This is a genomic window from Actinomycetota bacterium, from assembly GCA_030774015.1.
GTDB lineage: Bacteria > Actinomycetota > UBA4738 > UBA4738 > JACQTL01 > JALYLZ01.
Genome location: JALYLZ010000033.1, coordinates 1 through 15,073, shown reverse-complemented (window position 1 = coordinate 15,073; position 15,073 = coordinate 1). Strand labels below are relative to the sequence as shown.

Sequence of the window (15,073 nt, the reverse complement as noted above, 5' to 3'; positions counted from 1 at the left end):
CCCCGGCGAAGCACCGCTAGATCGCCGCGCCCGTCAGCGAGCCCGCCTCCTCGCGCTCGATCACCCGCCGCTCGCGGATGAAGGGCTTCGGCGTCGCCCGTGAAGGCCTGCGGCGCTTGCCGAGGATGCGGTCGAACGTCTCGCGCGAGCCCTCGAAGCGCTCGGTCGCCCGCTCGGCGAGCAGGTAGACGCCGCGATGGACGTTGGTGTAGGACGTCTCGTAGAACCCGCGCTGGGCGTCGAGCACCTGCCGCGGCTTCTGCGCGCTCACCGCGGAGTCGAGGTAGGCGAGCGGCTTGCCGTGGACGCGCTGCTGGAAGATCGGAAAGTCCGTGCGGAGCGTGTGCGCGTCGAGCTTGGCCTCTCCTGCGATCGCCGCCTCGACGGCCTCTGCGGCCTTAGCCAACCGAGCCCTCCATCTGCAGCTGGATTAGGCGGTTCATCTCGACCGCGTACTCCAGCGGCAGCTCCTTCGTGATCGGCTCGACGAAGCCGCTCACCACCATCGCCGACGCCTCGGCCTCGGGGAGCCCGCGCGACATCAGGTAGAAAAGCTGCTCCTCGCCGATCTTTGAGACCGTCGCCTCGTGGCCGATGTCCACCTCGTTCTCGTCGATCCTGATGTACGGGTAGGTGTCCGAGCGCGAGTCCTCGTCGAGGATCAGCGCGTCGCAGACCACCTTCGACTTTGCGCCGTGCGCGCCCTTCGCCACCTCGAGCAGGCCGCGGTAGCCCGCACGCCCTCCGTCCTTCGAAATCGACTTCGAGTTGATCACGGACGTCGTGTTCGGCGCTACGTGGACGCACTTGCCGCCCGCATCCTGGTGCTGGCCCTCGCCCGCGAAGGCGATCGAGAGCACCTCGCCGTGCGCGCCCTCGCCGAGCAGCCAGATCGCCGGGTACTTCATCGTCAGCTTCGAGCCGAGGTTCCCGTCGACCCACTCCATCGTCGCGTTCTCGTAGGCGACCGCGCGCTTGGTGACCAGGTTGTAGACGTTGTTCGACCAGTTCTGGATCGTCGTGTAGCGACAGCGGGCGTCCTTCTTCACGATGATCTCCACGACGGCGCTGTGCAGCGAGTCCGTGGAGTAGATCGGTGCCGTACACCCTTCGACGTAGTGCACGTATGCGCCCTCGTCGACGATGATCAGCGTGCGCTCGAACTGGCCCATGTTCTCGGCGTTGATGCGGAAGTAAGCCTGCAGCGGGACTTCCACCTTCACGCCGGCCGGCACCCAAACGAACGAGCCGCCTGACCAGACAGCGCTATTCAGCGCGGCGAACTTGTTGTCGTTGGGCGGAATGATCGTGCCGAAGTACTCCTTGACGATGTCGGGATGCTCGCGCAGCGCCGTGTCCATGTCGCAGAAGAGCACGCCCATGGCGTCCAGCTCGTCGCGGATCTTGTGGTAGACGACCTCGCTCTCGTACTGGGCCGACACGCCCCCGAGGTACTTCTTCTCGGCCTCCGGGATGCCCAAGCGGTCCCAGGTGCCCTTGATGTCGTCGGGCAGGTCCTCCCAGGACTGGGCCTGCTTCTCGGTGGCCCGGATGAAGTAGTAGATGTTCTCGAAGTCGATGTCGGACAGGTCGGCGCCCCACCACGGCATGGGCCGGGCCCGGAAGTGCTTGAGCGCCTTCAGGCGGAACTTGCGCATCCACTCCGGCTCCTGCTTGAGCCAGGAGATCTCCTCGACGACCTCCTCGGACAGGCCCCTCTTGGGCTGGAACACGTAGTGCTCGGGGTCGTGCCAGCCGAAGCGATAGCCCTTGCTGAGCTCTGAGAGGTGCTCTTCCTGGGTGACTGCCAACTGTGGTCACCTCGATCGCGTAGGTGGACTCGCTCGAATTCTACCCGGCGGGTCGAGATCCTCGCTTCGGGCGCGGATCCCCTGCCGCCGGTGCACACACAGTGTAGCCCGCGGGACACCTCAAAGTCGATCTGGGAAGTCGGAATTACCGTGCCCCACAGCGGCTGGCGGGGCCATCGCGAAGAAAAAGGGGCCTGGAGACGCGGAGGGGGCGCCGCCCGAAGGCGGCACCCCCCTGCGTCGCGAGACCGGGGAGGAGGCTCGGGCTAGCCCTTCTCCACCGGCACACCGACCAGCGAGCCGTATTCCGTCCAGCTGCCGTCGTAGTTCTTCACGTTCTCGTAGCCCAGGAGCTCGCGCAGGACGAACCAGGTGTGCGACGAGCGCTCCCCGATCCGGCAGTAGGCGATGACCTCCTTGTCGGGGGTCACCCCGGCCCCCTGGTACAGCTCCGCGAGCTCGTCCGCCGACTTGAAGGTGCCGTCGTCGTTGGCGGCCTTGCTCCACGGGATGTTGGCCGCGCCCGGGATGTGGCCGGGGACCTGCGCTTGCTCCTGCGGGAGGTGGTCGGGGGCGAGCTTCTCGCCCCGGTACTCCTCCGGGGAGCGCACATCCACGAAGGACGCCTCGCCCTCGTTGACCTTGTCCAGGACTTCCTCTCGGAACGCCCGGAAGTCGCCCACCACCGGCCCCTCCACCGAGCAGTCGGTGGCGTCGTAGGACGGTACGTCCTGGGTCAGCTCGCGCGACTCGAGCTCCCACTTCTTCCTGCCGCCGTTCAGGAGCTTGACGCTGCCGTAGCCCAGGTAGCGCGCCAGCCAGTAGGCGTAGGCGGCGAACCAGTTGTTGTTGCCCCCGTACAGCACCACCGTGGTGTCGTCGCCGACCCCGGACCGATTCAGCAGCCGGGAGAACTGCTCCTGGTTGACGAAGTCACGGCCGGTCGGCGCGTGCAGGTCGGTGGTCCAGTTCCAGGCCACCGCCCCAGGGATATGGCCCTTCTCGTAGGCGGTGGTGTCCTCGTCGACCTCGACGACCCGGATGGACGGGTCGCTCCGGTTCTCTTCCAGCCAGTCCGTCTCGACGAGGGCGTCCGGATTCGCGTATTCGGCCATGCGCTACCTCCCCTTGGGTCGATTCCCTATCTGCGAGATAGGAATTACAGCACCAGGCCGCCGCGGATTGCAAGTGCAAGAGATTCCGTGCGAAACGGAGCTGACGACGATGCAGGTGCAACGTGTGGCCGAGGGTCGTGGCCTTCTCGGGGCGGCTTCCGGAAGGGAGCGGAACCCGCTCGTCTAGAAGTACCCGAGCGCGGCCTTCGCCTCCTCGGACATCATCTCTGGGGTCCAGGGCGGCCGCAGGACCATCTCGGCCTCGAACCCCTTCACGCCGTCCACCTCGGCCAGGAGCTGCTCCATCTGGCCCTCGATGAGCGGCCCGATCGGGCAGCCCATGGTGGTCAGGGTGTACGTGACGTGCACGAGGCCCTCCTCGATGCGGACGTCGTACACCAGCCCCAGGTCGACGATGTTGATGCCGAGCTCGGGGTCGTGGACGTTGGACAGGGCCTCGAGCACACGCTCCTTCAGAGCCACCACGGCATCCCCGTTCGGGGAAACCTCGCCGTTGCCGTTTTCTGAGTCGATCTCGCTCATGGACGCCACCTCACGGATATTCTACCGACAGTCCCCCAACCGACGCGCCCCGGGAGGTCGTGCGTGCCCATGCGAATCCTGGTGGTCGACGACCACCCGGTCACCCTGGACGGCCTGAAGTTTACGCTTGCCAACTCCGACGAGGTCGAGATCGTGGGGCAGGCCACCACCGGCGAGGAGGCCGTCGACGCGGTGGCCCAGCTGCACCCGGACGTGGTGTTCATGGACGTCCGGATGCCCGGGATGGGCGGCATCGAGGCCACCCGGATCATCCGCGAGGAGAACCCTGGGACCCGGGTCATCCTTTTCACCGTGGAGGAGTCCCGCCAGGCCATCGCCGAGGCCATCCAGGCGGGGGTGTCCGGCTACCTGCTGAAGGACGTCTCGGCGGAGGAGCTGGTGAACGCGGCGCGGCTGGCCATGGAGGACAAGGCGGTCATCCATCCCAGCCTGACCCGGGCCTTCATCGAGGAGGTCCGGTTCGTGGACCGTCGCCCCGACACTCCCCTGTCCAAGCGCGAGGTGCAGATCCTCCAGATGGTGGCCTACGGCTCCACCACCAAGGAAGTGGCCCACGACCTGGGCATCTCGCCGCACACGGTGAAGACGCACCTGGAGCGGATCTTCGAGAAGCTCGGAGCGAACGACCGGGCCCAGGCCGTGGCCATCGCCATCCGCCGGGGCCTGGTGGAGTAGCCGCTCTTCTTCGGCTACTTCGGCTTCCGGATTTCAGATCGGGGGCCCTTTCGGTCGATACATGAAGGACATGGCCGTCAAGCTCCTGCTCTCCGGCTCCCCGCCCGACGTGGCCATGCTCGAGCACGCGCTGGCCCGTTCGGCGTGGGACGTGACCACCGAGGCGAGCACGGACGGGTACCACACCGTCGAGCTGGCCGTGCGGACCCGGCCGGACGTGATCGTCACCGATCCCGTGATCCCCCGCCTGTTCGGCACGGCGCTGATCGAACGGCTCCGGACGGCGGCGCCGCAGAGCCGCGTGATCTGCTGGGCCGGCTCTCCCGACCCGGAGGACGCCGCCGAGCTCATCCGGGCCGGCGCGCACGCCTACGTGCTGAAGGACAACGGCCCCGGCGAGGTGATCCAGGCCCTGGGACCGGTGCTGGACGGCGGCGCCGTGGTCTCGCCGCGGGTCGCGGCGCAGCTCCTGGGGCGGCTGGCCGACGGCATCCACCGGGAAAGCGAGCTCGGGCGGGCCCTGGCCGAGGCCACGATCAAGGTCCAGGAGGTCACCCACGCCAAGGCGGAGTTCCTGGCGAACGTGTCCCACGAGCTCCGGACCCCCGTCACCATCGTGAAGGGCATCACCCACCTGCTGCGGGAGCGCAAGCTTTCCGAGGATGACGCCGCCGAGTTCCTGAAGCGGATGGACAAGGCCGTGGACCGGCTGACGGCCCTGGTCGAGGAGATCCTCGCCATCGCCGACCTGGACCGCGACAACGTCACGTTCCATCTGGCCCGCAGCGACCTGACGGCGCTCCTCATGGAGGTGACCGAGCGTCTGGGCCAGAAGTACTCCCAGGTCCGGCTGATCGAGGACATGGGCGACCGGGTCGTGGCCGTGGTGGATCCCGCGCGGATCTCCGAGGCCATCGCCCAGCTGGTGGACAACGCCTGCCGGTACTCCCAGCCGGGGTCGAGCGTGACGGTCCGTCTGCGTCAGGTGGACGAGGGCATCCTGTTCTCGGTGATGGACCGGGGCCTGGGGCTCCGGCGGGACGTCGCGTCCCTCGCGTTCTCCGAGCCGTTCGTCACCGGGGAGGAGATCCTGCGAAAGGAGCGGGCCGGCGTGGGGCTCGGGCTGCACCTGGCCCGGCGGCTGATCCTGCTGCACGGCGGCATCCTGTGGGCCGATCCGCTGCCCGGGGGCGGGACCCGGGTGTCGTTCTGCATCCCGACGGCGCCGCCCGGGGCGGAGCAGGAGTTCGGCGGGCTCCGGCGGGCCGGCGACGTGACCGCTCAGGACACCACCGACAGCACCGCGTCGTAGCTCCCGGCCACCTCGGCCTCCGCCCGGATCTCGTTCCACAGAGCCGTGGCGACGCCGCCCGTGAAGTCGCGTTCGGGCACGGGGATCTGCTCCAGCACGACCACGCGGGTGCCGGCGCGAGCCGCGTCCCGGGCCAGGCGGAGGTTCTCCACGTTGCCCGGGCCGAACGGCGCGTCGCACAGCACCAGCAGGTCCACGCCCGCCATCATCCGGCGGCAATCCTCCGCGCTGGCCGGGTCGATCTCCGAGAACGGCGGAACCGAGACGCGCAGCAGGTTCAGCCGCTCGGCCACGATGGTGTCGGTGTCGCTGCCGTGGAGCACGCCCGCGCTGACCTCGTAGCCCCGCTCCACCAGGGCCCGCATGACCGGCGCCCCCCGGCCCGCGCCGCCGATGACGTGGGCCCGGAGCCGCCGGGGACGCATCGACCGTGCGGGCGACGGGCCCAGGCTGACCACGGGCCGTCCGGTGGCGGGGTTCGGATGCACGTCGGCGTCGACGCCGTACACCCGGCGGAGCGTGCGGGCGGTGACGACGCGCTCGGGCGATCCCTCCGCCGCCACCCGCCCCTCGGACAGGGCGATTAGGCGGGCGCAGGTGGCCGCGGCCAGGTTCAGGTCGTGGAACACGGCCAGAACGGCCCGCCCTTCCCCCGCCAGCCGCCGGACCGTGCCCAGGAGGTCCACGACGTGGCCGATGTCGAGGTGGGTGGTGGGCTCGTCCAGCAGGAGCACGGGGGCGTCCTGGGCCAGGGCCTGGGCCAGGATCACCAGCTGCCGCTCGCCGCCGGAGAGCTCGTCGACGGGCCGCTCGGCCAGGTGCTGGACCCGGGTGGATTCCATGGCCCGGCGAACGAGTGCCCAGTCCTCCGGAGCGCCGGCCCGCCACGCCGACCGGTGGGGGGAGCGGCCCATCAGGACGACCTCCAGCGCGCTGAACGAGAAGGCCGGGAGGACCTGCTGGGGCACCACCGCCACGAGCTGGGCGGCCCGGCGAGCGGAGAGCGCGTAGGGGTCGTGGCCGGCCACGGTGACCCGGCCGCTCCGGGGCCGCAGGGCGCGGGACGCCACCCGCAGCAGCGTGGTCTTGCCGGAACCGTTCGGCCCGAGCAGCCCGACCACCTCGCCGGGCGCCACCTCCAGGCTCACGCCGTGCAGCACCTCAGCTTCGCCGTAGCCGGCGACGACGTCCTCCATCACCAGCGCCGGCGCGGGCCGCCGAGGGTTCACGCGGGCACCATTCCCGGGGCCGTGCGGCGCTCTCGCCGCAGCAGGTACAGGAAGAACGGCCCGCCCAGGACGGCGGTCACAGCGCCCACGGGCAGCTCCTCCGGCGCGACCGCCGTCCGGGCCGCCAGGTCCGCCAGGATCAGCAGGGTGGGGCCCCCCAGGACGGCGGCGGGGAGCAGCCGGCGGTGGTCGGAGCCCACCACCGTTCGCAATAGGTGCGGGGTCATCAGCCCGACGAACCCGATCACGCCGGACACCGAGACCGCGGCCGCCGCGAGCAGGGAACCGACGACCATGGACTGCCGCTTGAACCGGTCCAGCTCCACGCCGAGCTGGGCGGCCCGCTCCTCGCCCAGCGTGAACAGGTTCAGGGACGGCGCCAGCGCGAACGCAGCCACGACGCCGGCCGCCACCAGACCGCCCGCCGCTTCCAGCTGGCCCCAGCTCCGCCCTCCCAGGCCTCCCAGCAGCCAGAAGTAGATGTTCTGGATCTGCTGGCTGGTGAACGACATCACCAGCGAGATCCCGGCCGAGACGACGGCAGCCACCGCGATCCCGGCCAGCAGCAGGGTGGCGGCGTGCACGGCCGGCCCGATCCGGGCCAGCCGGTACACCAGGAAGGCGGTCGCCACCGCCCCCGCGAACGCCGCCAGCGGGACCCCCAGGCCGCCCAGCGCTCCCGTCCCGCCGGCCACGATGACCACGGTGGCCCCCAGCGCGGCGCCCGAGGACACCCCGATGACGGCGGGGTCGGCCATGGGGTTTCGGAACAGCCCCTGGAACACGGTCCCGGCCACGGCCAGGCCCGCGCCCACCACCACGGCCAGCAGGACCCGGGGCAGGCGCAGCTGGAACACGATCACCTCGGTGGCCCGCGAGACGTCGGGCCGGCCGGCCAGGTGGACCTTCCAGGCGAACAGCCGGAGCGTGGTGAGGGGCGAGATCCACACCGCGCCCAGGCCCACGCCCAGCAGCACGGCCACCAGGAGCGCGGCGGCCAGCACGGCCAGAGTGACCCGGAAGCGCCGGCCGCCCACGCTCGTCCTCCCGTCAGCCCGAGCTCGGGTGGAGGGCGTCGGCCAGCTCCCGCAGCCCGTCCACGACCCGAGGGCCGGGGCGGGTCACCAGGTCGGAGTCGATGAACACCACCCGCTGGTCCCGCACCGCGGACAGCGCGTCGTACCCCGGCCGCTTCGCCACCGCCGCCACCGAGGGCGCGGACAGCGAGTCCACCAGGTACACGTCCGGGTCGGCCCTCACGATGGCCTCCACGGACATCTGGGGGTACTGCGTGTTCAGGTTCGCCGTCACCGGGTCGCACCCGGCCAGCTTCAGCAGGCTGAACACGAACGAGCCGGGGCCCACCGTGTACACGGGCGGCTGGTAGTAGACCTCGTAGAAGCAGCTCACCGCGGGGGCGGCGGCCACGCGGGCCTTGATCTCCGCCGCCTCCGCGGCCATGTTCGCGGCCAGCGCGGCGGCCGGCTGCTCCGCGCCCGTCAGCTTCCCGACGGTCTGGATGTCGTGCAGCACGTCGTCGAAGCTCGTGGCGTCGATGCTGAACACGGTGACCCCCACCTGGCGGAGGCGCTGCTTCCAGTCCTCGCCCCCCGACGTCGCGAGCAGCAGGTCGGGCTGGAGGGACACCACCTTCTCGATGTTCGGCGCGACCCCGGTCGAGCCGCCGACCTCCTCGATCTGCCGCGCCGCCGGCGGGTAGTTGTCATACCGGCCCGACACACCGACGACCCGGTCGCCCAGGCCGAGCGCGAACAGGATCTCGGTGTTCGCCGGGGCGAACGTGACGATCCGCTGCGGGGGGGCCTTCAGCGTCACCGAGACGCCGTCGTCGTCGGTGAGGGTGACGGGGAACGCCGAAGCGGGTGCGACCGACGACGGGGACGACGTGGACGCCGTGGCCGACGTGGCCGACGCCGCGGGCGATCGGGGCGAGGCGGCGGGCGTCGTGGTGGAGCGGCTCGCGCACCCCGCCGCCATCACGGCGGCCAGGATCAGGGGAACGGCGAGCCGGGTGACACACCTGTTCATGGAGCGCCTCCTCTCACGCGAAGGAACGCGTGCTCCGCCTCCCGAGGCAGGTCTCCTGACTCCCGGATCGTCGCTCCCCGAACCTTCCCGGCTCGCCCCGCACTCGCGCGGCTCGCCAGTGGCGTGTCTCGGTTCGCTCCCCGGTCACAGTGGCGCGACCGTGCCGGAATCTCACCGGCTTCCCTCTTCCCAGGCCCGAGGGTCCTCCCCGGCCCCGGTGGGGCCTCCGCCGGGTGCCATCCCCGGCGTGGGCCACCACGAGAGCGATGTTCAATTGGGCGGATCGTACACCGGTGGCACGATCGGAGGCGGGTGGCTAGACTGCCACGGGGGTTTCGAGGCGGTGCGACGGATCATCACGGGATGCTGCGTCGCCGTGTTGTCGGCGGCTTGTGTCCATGCGCCCTCAGGCAACGGCTCCGTCGCCTCCGCGGACGTCAGGGTGGTCCCCGCACCCGCCGTGGCCGACCGGCCCACCCCCTTCGAGATGGTCAGCTCCGGGGAGGTCCAGGCCCTCGTTCCGAAGCAGTGGACGGTGGCATCCATCGCCGACGACCCGCTGCGGGAGGGCGTGGTGGCGTCGCCGAACCTGGACGGATGGGCCAGCATGGACGGAACGGTCCCCGGGCTCGAGGCGATGTGGGTCGACGTGGCCCGTGTCGGGATCCCGTTCAACTACTACTACCTGGCGGCCTCCGGGGCGGCCATCCCTCAGGTGGCCACGTCGCATTCCTGCCGTTCGGCCCACGCCGAGGTCATCGTCGACCACCGTCCCGCGTTCGCGGGGGACACGTGGTCGGCCTCCGACTACGCGGTGCGGGGACGCGGCACCTGCCGGAGCGACGGGCATCACACCCGGTTCGCCTACTTCGTGGCCGCGCCGGGGTTCGGCCCGGTGCGCCACGTCGGGATCCCCACCTCGGGGCTGTACGTGGTGCTGGCGGTGGTCCAGGACAGCCCCGACGCGGCGAAGCGCCTTCGCACGATGCTGATGTCCGCGCGCTTCGACACGACGTCCGTCTCGCAGCTCATCCACGCGGCAAAGCGCTCGCAGCTCCGGTAGATTTGGGGAGGGGCCACCCCTCCCCAACCCCCACCCCGGCTGGAGTGCTTTCTATTTCGGGCTGCGGTCCACGAACGGTGGCTTCGTGACCAGGGCGCGCCCGCGCTTTCGCCGGACGTCCACCTCCACCTCGTCGCCCGGGGAGAACCGCTCCCGGGGCTGGAGGTAGGCCAGCGCGATCCCCGCCCGCAGCGTCGGCGAGAACGTCCCGCTGGTGGTCTCCCCCACCCACTCGTCGCCCGCCGCCACCGGGTAGTGCGAGCGGGGGATCAGCCGGTCCTGCATCCGCAGCCCCCACAGCCGCGCCGGGATCCCCTCCGCCTTCTGCTTCACCAGGGCCTCGCGGCCCCGGAACTCGCCCTTGTCCATGGCCACGGCCCACGACAGCCCGGCCTCGAGCGGCGTGCGTTCCTCGGAGATGTCCTGGCCGTGCAGCGGGTATCCCATCTCCAGCCGCAGCGTGTCCCGGGCCCCCAGCCCGATCGGCTCGATCCCGTGCGCCTGGCCCGCCTCCAGGACCGCCCGCCACAGCAAACGCACCACCGATTCCGGCGGGAACAGCTCGAAGCCCACCTCGCCGGTGTAGCCGGAACGGGTCAGGATCACCGGCTGGCCCTCGAACCGGGTCTCGATGCAGTGCATGTACCCGAGCTGGGCGGCCTCGGGGAACAGCGACGACACCACCTCGACCGACCGCGGCCCCTGCACGGCCAGGAAGCACCAGTCCTCGTGCAGGACCACGTCCGCGTCGTCGGCCTCGTCCAGCAGGATCGCGTGGACGCGCGCGGTGTTGGCCGCGTTCGGCACCACGTAGTACCGCTCCTCCCCCAGCCGGTACACGATGAGGTCGTCGACGATCCCGCCGCGCTCGTTCAGCACGGTGTTGTACTGGGCCCGGCCGGCGCCCACCTTCGCCACGTCGTTGGTCACGGTGCGCTGGAGGGTGCCGAGGGCGCCGGTCCCGGACACGATCACCTTCCCCAGGTGCATGAGGTCGAACAGGCCGACCCGTTCCCGGACGGCCTGGTGCTCGGCCAGGGTGCCCCGGTACTCGATGGGCATGGCCCACCCGGCGAAGGCGCCGATCTTGGCGCCGAGGGCCCGATGCTCGTCCTCGAGCGGCGTCCGCTTCAGGGCCACGTCCCCGGTTTCGGTCATCGCCTGGGAATCCTAGCGGCTCGGCGTTTCGCGCCGGTTCTCACGGCGGCGGTACGATGGCTGACCGGTTCGAGCACCTCGATGGAGGGACCTGCGCATGGCTGAGAGCTCGTACGACGTGGCCATCCTCGGCGCCGGGACGGGCGGCTACGCGTGCGCCCTACGCGCGGCGGAGCTCGGCAAGCGCGTGGCGCTGATCGAGCGCGACGACCGGCTGGGCGGGACGTGCCTGCTCCGCGGATGCATCCCAACGAAGGCCCTGCTCCAGTCGGCGGCGGTCCTGGACAGCGTCACCCGCTCCGAGGAATGGGGGATCAAGGCGTCCGGGGAGCCGGACTGGGACGGCGTGCTGGCGTTCCAGCGCAAGGTCGTGGACAAGCTGGTGAGCGGCCTGACCAGCCTGATCAAGATGCGCAAGATCGACGTGATCCAGGGGGGGGCCAAGCTGACCCCCGAGCGGGTGTTCGACGTGGACGGGCGCATCGTCCAGGCCACCGACGTCGTGCTGGCCTCCGGTTCGTACCCCCGTCTGTTGCCCGGACTCGAGATCACGGAGCGAATCATCACCAGCGACCAGGCGCTGGTGCTGCCCTACATCCCGCGGTCGGCGGTGGTGATCGGGGCCGGGGCGGTGGGCCTGGAGTTCGCGTCGTTCTACCGGTCCTTCGGCGCGGAGGTCACGCTGATCGAGGCCCTCCCCCGCCTGGCCCCGCTGGAGGACGAGGACATCTCCAAGGAGCTGGATCGGGCCTTCCGCAAGCGCAAGATCCGCTCGTTCGCGGGGGCGAAGGTCCAGGACGTCAAGGATTCCGGCGACAGCGTGAAGGTCACCTATGAGGCCGGGGGCAAGACCCAGGAGGTCTCCGCCGACATCTGCCTGGTGGCGGTGGGTCGCGGCCCCATCTCCGACGGCATCGGGTACGAGGAGGCCGGCGTCGAGCTGGAGCGCGGGTACGTGAAGGTGAACGGCTCGCTCCTGACCACGGCCGAGCACGTGTGGGCGGTGGGCGACGTCGCCGCCACCCCGTTCCAGCTGGCCCATGTCTCGTTCGCCGAGGGCATCAACGTGGCCGAGCGCATCGCCGGGGAGGACCCCGCCGAGATCGACTACCCGGGCGTGCCGCGGGTGACGTTCTCGACCCCGGAGGTCTCCTCCGTCGGGCTGACCGAGGCGCAGGCCCGCGAGCGCGGGTACGAGGTCGAGGTGAAGAAGCTCAACATGGCCGCCATCGGGAAGGCCGACATCGTGGGCGAGGGCGGGATGGTGAAGCTGCTGGCGCAGAAGGGAGGCGGCCCGGTCCTGGGCGTGCACCTGATCGGTCCGCACGTCACCGACCTGGTGGCCGAGGCCATGCTCATCACGAACTGGGAAGCGGCGCCGGCAGAGGTCGCCGCGCTCATCCACCCCCACCCCACGCTGTCGGAGGCCATCGGCGAGGCGCACCTGGCGCTGGCGGGCAAGCCCCTGCACACCGCCTAGGCCGCGAGGACGGTCCGGTGCCGAAGGCGCGGGAGCAGGGGCGGGGGCAGGGGGATGGGAAGCCCGAGCCGGAGGAAGCCCGGCGAATCCTGTATCTGCTCAAGCTGAGCCGCCACGTCCAGGAGCGCATGGAGTCGATGCACCGTCAGGGCCGGATTCCGGGCCCGATCCACTTCGATCGCGGCCGGGAGGGCACGCACGTCGCCGTGGCGCACGTGCTCCGGCCCGACGACTCGCTGTTCGGAACGGAGTGGGATCTCTTCGCGCTGCTGGCCAAAGGGGTCAGGCTGGGGCGGGCCCTGGCCAACGTGTGGGGCCGGACCGGCGGTACCACCGGCGGGCGGGACGGGGACGGAAGCGCGGGCCAGGCGACCTGGGGCGGGCGGTGGAACCAGTCCGTGGAAGCCTCGGCCATCCACCGGCTCCCGGTGGTGTGGGTGGTCGAGCAGAGCGGGGCGGCTTCCTCCGCGCCGAGCCGGGCGGCGGCCTCCGGGATACCGAGCGTCCGGGTGGACGGCTCCGACGTGCTGGAGGTGTACGGGGCCGCGGTGGAGGCCGTGGAGCGAGCCCGCTCGGGCGGCGGGCCGTCCATCGTCGAAGCGGCCGCGTCGAGGCGGGATCCGGTGTCGTCGTTCGCAGAGGTGTTGGTGTCCGAAGGGGCCGTCGACGAGGCGGAGGTGGCCGCGATCCAGGCCCGGGTGGAGAAGGAGTTCAACGAGGCCTACGAGTTCGCGCAGTCCTCCCCACTGCCGGACCCGGCTGAACTGACCCGCGGCGTGTTCGCCAACCCCGTCATGTTCGCCGGCGAGGGCGACCAGACCGCTGCGCCGGCGGGCTCGAGGACGCGAGGGTGATGTTCCGGGCCGAGCGTGGAGCGGGGGCGGGCGCAGAGGCCACCCGGCCGCCGGGCAGCCGCACCGACCGGGGCGAGGCCACCTTCCGTCTCGCCATCGCGGAGGCCCTGTGGGAGGAGATGGAGCGCGACGAGCGGGTGTTCCTGCTGAGCTCGGAGCCGAGCGCGAGCGCCGGCGGCGGCACCGTCGGGGTCACCAGGGGATTCGCGGAGCGGTTCGGTCCGGATCGGGTGCTGGACGTGCCCGCCCGCGGCGATGCCCTCGTCGGGATGGCGATGAGCGCGGCCATGGAAGGGCTTCGCCCGGTGGTGGAGCTCGCGTTCGCGGACGTGGCCGCCGGCGGCCTCGACGAGCTGACGACGGTGGCCGGGACGCACCACTACCGGACCGGCGAGCCGGTGCCGCTGGTGGTCCGGGGGCCGTCCGGCGGGGGCGCGCTGGCCGGGCCGTTCCACTCCCAGAGCCCGGAGCCACGGCTGGCACACGCCCCGAGCTTGAAGGTCCTCTGTCCCGCCTTCCCCAGCGACGCCAAGGGGCTGCTCAAGTCGGCCATCCGGGACGATGACCCCTGCGTGTTCCTGGAACACCGGTGGCTGTACCGGCGGGTCCGCGAGGTCGTCCCGGACGACCAGGAGGCCCTGGTCCCGATCGGGAAGCCGACGTGAAGCGGCTCGGCCAGGACGTCACCATCGTGACGTACGGCGCCATGGTCCACCGGGCCCTGGAGGCGGCGGACGACCTGGCCGAGGAGGGGATCTCCGCCGAGGTGGTCGATCTCCGGACCATCTCGCCGCTGGACACCGCGGCGATCCTGGAGTCCGTGTCCAGGACCGGAAGGGCGCTCGTGGTGTACGAGTCGCTCCGGTTCCTGGGCGTCGGCGCGGAGGTCGCCGCGGTGATCGCCGAGGAAGGATTCCCACACCTCGACGCTCCGGTGGTCCGCCTCGCGCCTCCCAACGTACCCGCGCCGTTCTCGCCGCCGCTCCAGGACGCGTTCGTGCCTCAGGTCGAGGACATCGTGGAGGCGGCACGCAAGCTCGTGAGATGGTAGGTATTCAGGGCCAAGGAGGGCCACGTCCATGCCAACCCAGGTGACCATGCCGCAGCTCGGCGAGACCGTCGTCGAGGGGACCATCACGAAGTGGCTGAAGCAGGAGGGCGAGCACATCGACCGCGACGAGCCGCTCTTCGAGATCTCCACGGACAAGGTCGACACCGAGGTCCCGTCGCCGGTGGCGGGGACGGTGGCGAAGATCCTGGTCCCGGAGGGCGAGACGGTCTCGGTGGGGACCGAGCTCGCCCAGATCGAGGAGGGCGACGGGCAGGCCGCCGCGCCCGCCGCCGAGGAAGAGCAGGAAGCTCCGGAGGAGTCGGCCGAGCCGAGAACGGAAGCGGAGGAGGGGGCCCCGGAGGCGGCGCCGGCACGAGAGGCAGCCGAGGACGAGGCGGCCGAGGACGAGGCTGCACCCGAGCCTGAGCCCCGGGAGCAAGAGCAGGAGCCACCGGAGCCGGGGCCCGAGGAACGGGAGCCCGCGGCCGTAGCGGCGGCTCCGGCGCCTCGAGCCCAGGCCGCGGAGAGGGCGGCCGTCGAGGCCCCCTCGGCGGGGGGCCCCCGCAGCCACATCCTGTCCCCCCTCGTTCGAAAGCTGGCGGAGGAGCACGACCTCGACCTGGCGCAGGTGCAGGGCACGGGCACGGGCGGGCGGATCACCAAGCGCGACGTGCTGGCCTTCATCGAGTCCGGCGGCGCCGCGGCCCCTCCC

At 71.1% G+C, this 15,073-nt stretch carries 15 protein-coding genes, 1 pseudogene and 1 riboswitch; of the genes and pseudogenes, 8 read left to right on the top strand and 8 right to left on the bottom strand.

What is annotated here, in order from left to right; all coding sequences use genetic code 11:
• Positions 1-136 precede the first annotated feature (136 nt).
• The 4 genes and pseudogenes from M3Q23_03010 to M3Q23_02995 form a co-directional block, all read right to left on the bottom strand.
• Positions 137-373 (bottom strand): annotated as a pseudogene (locus tag M3Q23_03010) (aminotransferase class V-fold PLP-dependent enzyme).
• Positions 374-398: 25 nt separating this feature from the next.
• Positions 399-1,811, bottom strand: a complete 1,413-nt coding sequence (gene sufB / locus M3Q23_03005) for a Fe-S cluster assembly protein SufB (protein ID MDP9341081.1) — start codon at positions 1,809-1,811, stop codon at positions 399-401.
• A gap of 266 nt (positions 1,812-2,077) precedes the next feature.
• Positions 2,078-2,926 (bottom strand): sulfurtransferase, encoded by an 849-nt coding sequence (locus M3Q23_03000; protein ID MDP9341080.1) that lies wholly within the window; start codon positions 2,924-2,926, stop codon positions 2,078-2,080.
• A gap of 183 nt (positions 2,927-3,109) precedes the next feature.
• Positions 3,110-3,469 (bottom strand): metal-sulfur cluster assembly factor, encoded by a 360-nt coding sequence (locus tag M3Q23_02995; GenBank protein ID MDP9341079.1) that lies wholly within the window; start codon positions 3,467-3,469, stop codon positions 3,110-3,112.
• Positions 3,470-3,538: 69 nt separating this feature from the next.
• Between M3Q23_02995 and M3Q23_02990 the strand changes: the two genes are divergently transcribed.
• On the top strand, positions 3,539-4,165 hold the full coding sequence (locus M3Q23_02990) for a response regulator transcription factor (protein ID MDP9341078.1): 627 nt from the start codon (positions 3,539-3,541) through the stop codon (positions 4,163-4,165).
• Between the two features lie 70 nt (positions 4,166-4,235).
• A complete protein-coding gene (locus M3Q23_02985; protein ID MDP9341077.1) occupies positions 4,236-5,477 on the top strand; it encodes an ATP-binding protein in 1,242 nt (413 codons plus the stop codon).
• Here the strand turns inward: M3Q23_02985 and M3Q23_02980 are convergent.
• Genes M3Q23_02980 through M3Q23_02970 form a run of 3 tightly spaced genes read right to left on the bottom strand, consistent with a single transcriptional unit; the run spans position 5,447 to position 8,755 of the window.
• Positions 5,447-6,706: an ABC transporter ATP-binding protein gene (locus M3Q23_02980; protein MDP9341076.1), complete on the bottom strand. Its 1,260-nt coding sequence runs from the start codon at positions 6,704-6,706 to the stop codon at positions 5,447-5,449. The two genes, M3Q23_02985 and M3Q23_02980, sit on opposite strands and share 31 nt — an antisense overlap.
• Entirely contained in the window at positions 6,703-7,743 is a 1,041-nt protein-coding gene (locus tag M3Q23_02975; GenBank protein MDP9341075.1) for an iron ABC transporter permease, read from the bottom strand. Before M3Q23_02975 ends, M3Q23_02980 begins: the two co-directional genes overlap by 4 nt.
• Positions 7,744-7,756: 13 nt before the next feature.
• Positions 7,757-8,755 carry a helical backbone metal receptor gene (locus M3Q23_02970; protein ID MDP9341074.1) on the bottom strand — a complete coding sequence of 333 codons (999 nt, stop codon included), beginning with the start codon at positions 8,753-8,755 and terminating at the stop codon, positions 7,757-7,759.
• Between the two features lie 48 nt (positions 8,756-8,803).
• Positions 8,804-8,943, bottom strand: a riboswitch (cobalamin riboswitch).
• A 155-nt stretch (positions 8,944-9,098) separates the two neighbouring features.
• On the opposite strand from M3Q23_02970, the gene M3Q23_02965 reads away from it, so the two are divergent.
• Positions 9,099-9,818: a hypothetical protein gene (locus M3Q23_02965; protein ID MDP9341073.1), complete on the top strand. Its 720-nt coding sequence runs from the start codon at positions 9,099-9,101 to the stop codon at positions 9,816-9,818.
• Positions 9,819-9,869: 51 nt separating this feature from the next.
• Here the strand turns inward: M3Q23_02965 and gcvT are convergent, their stop codons facing one another.
• Positions 9,870-10,976: a glycine cleavage system aminomethyltransferase GcvT gene (gene gcvT, locus M3Q23_02960; GenBank protein MDP9341072.1), complete on the bottom strand. Its 1,107-nt coding sequence runs from the start codon at positions 10,974-10,976 to the stop codon at positions 9,870-9,872.
• 97 nt (positions 10,977-11,073) lie between these two features.
• On the opposite strand from gcvT, the gene lpdA reads away from it, so the two are divergent.
• The 5 genes from lpdA to M3Q23_02935 form a co-directional block, all read left to right on the top strand.
• Positions 11,074-12,456, top strand: a complete 1,383-nt coding sequence (gene lpdA, locus M3Q23_02955; protein ID MDP9341071.1) for a dihydrolipoyl dehydrogenase — start codon at positions 11,074-11,076, stop codon at positions 12,454-12,456.
• A gap of 17 nt (positions 12,457-12,473) precedes the next feature.
• Complete coding sequence (locus tag M3Q23_02950) at positions 12,474-13,310, top strand: thiamine pyrophosphate-dependent enzyme (GenBank protein ID MDP9341070.1); 837 nt, start codon at positions 12,474-12,476, stop codon at positions 13,308-13,310.
• Entirely contained in the window at positions 13,310-13,975 is a 666-nt protein-coding gene (locus M3Q23_02945) for a hypothetical protein (GenBank protein ID MDP9341069.1), read from the top strand. Before M3Q23_02950 ends, M3Q23_02945 begins: the two co-directional genes overlap by 1 nt.
• The gene (locus tag M3Q23_02940) at positions 13,972-14,361 is read left to right on the top strand and encodes a hypothetical protein (GenBank protein ID MDP9341068.1); all 390 of its coding nucleotides are present in this window, start codon (positions 13,972-13,974) and stop codon (positions 14,359-14,361) included. The genes M3Q23_02945 and M3Q23_02940 overlap by 4 nt, the downstream gene beginning before the upstream one ends.
• Positions 14,362-14,389: 28 nt before the next feature.
• The coding region (locus tag M3Q23_02935) for an E3 binding domain-containing protein (protein ID MDP9341067.1) at positions 14,390-15,073 on the top strand (684 nt) is incomplete at its 3' end.

What these genes read in the sequence shown, in the direction of transcription:
- M3Q23_02995 (MDP9341079.1), bottom strand. Translation starts at nt 3,469, where the DNA reads ATGAGCGAGATCGACTCAGAAAACGGCAACGGCGAGGTTTCCCCGAAC.
- M3Q23_02945 (MDP9341069.1), top strand. Translation starts at nt 13,310, where the DNA reads ATGTTCCGGGCCGAGCGTGGAGCGGGGGCGGGCGCAGAGGCCACCCGG.
- lpdA (MDP9341071.1), top strand. Translation starts at nt 11,074, where the DNA reads ATGGCTGAGAGCTCGTACGACGTGGCCATCCTCGGCGCCGGGACGGGC.
- gcvT (MDP9341072.1), bottom strand. Translation starts at nt 10,976, where the DNA reads ATGACCGAAACCGGGGACGTGGCCCTGAAGCGGACGCCGCTCGAGGAC.
- M3Q23_02970 (MDP9341074.1), bottom strand. Translation starts at nt 8,755, where the DNA reads ATGAACAGGTGTGTCACCCGGCTCGCCGTTCCCCTGATCCTGGCCGCC.
- M3Q23_03000 (MDP9341080.1), bottom strand. Translation starts at nt 2,926, where the DNA reads ATGGCCGAATACGCGAATCCGGACGCCCTCGTCGAGACGGACTGGCTG.
- M3Q23_02985 (MDP9341077.1), top strand. Translation starts at nt 4,236, where the DNA reads ATGGCCGTCAAGCTCCTGCTCTCCGGCTCCCCGCCCGACGTGGCCATG.
- M3Q23_02990 (MDP9341078.1), top strand. Translation starts at nt 3,539, where the DNA reads ATGCGAATCCTGGTGGTCGACGACCACCCGGTCACCCTGGACGGCCTG.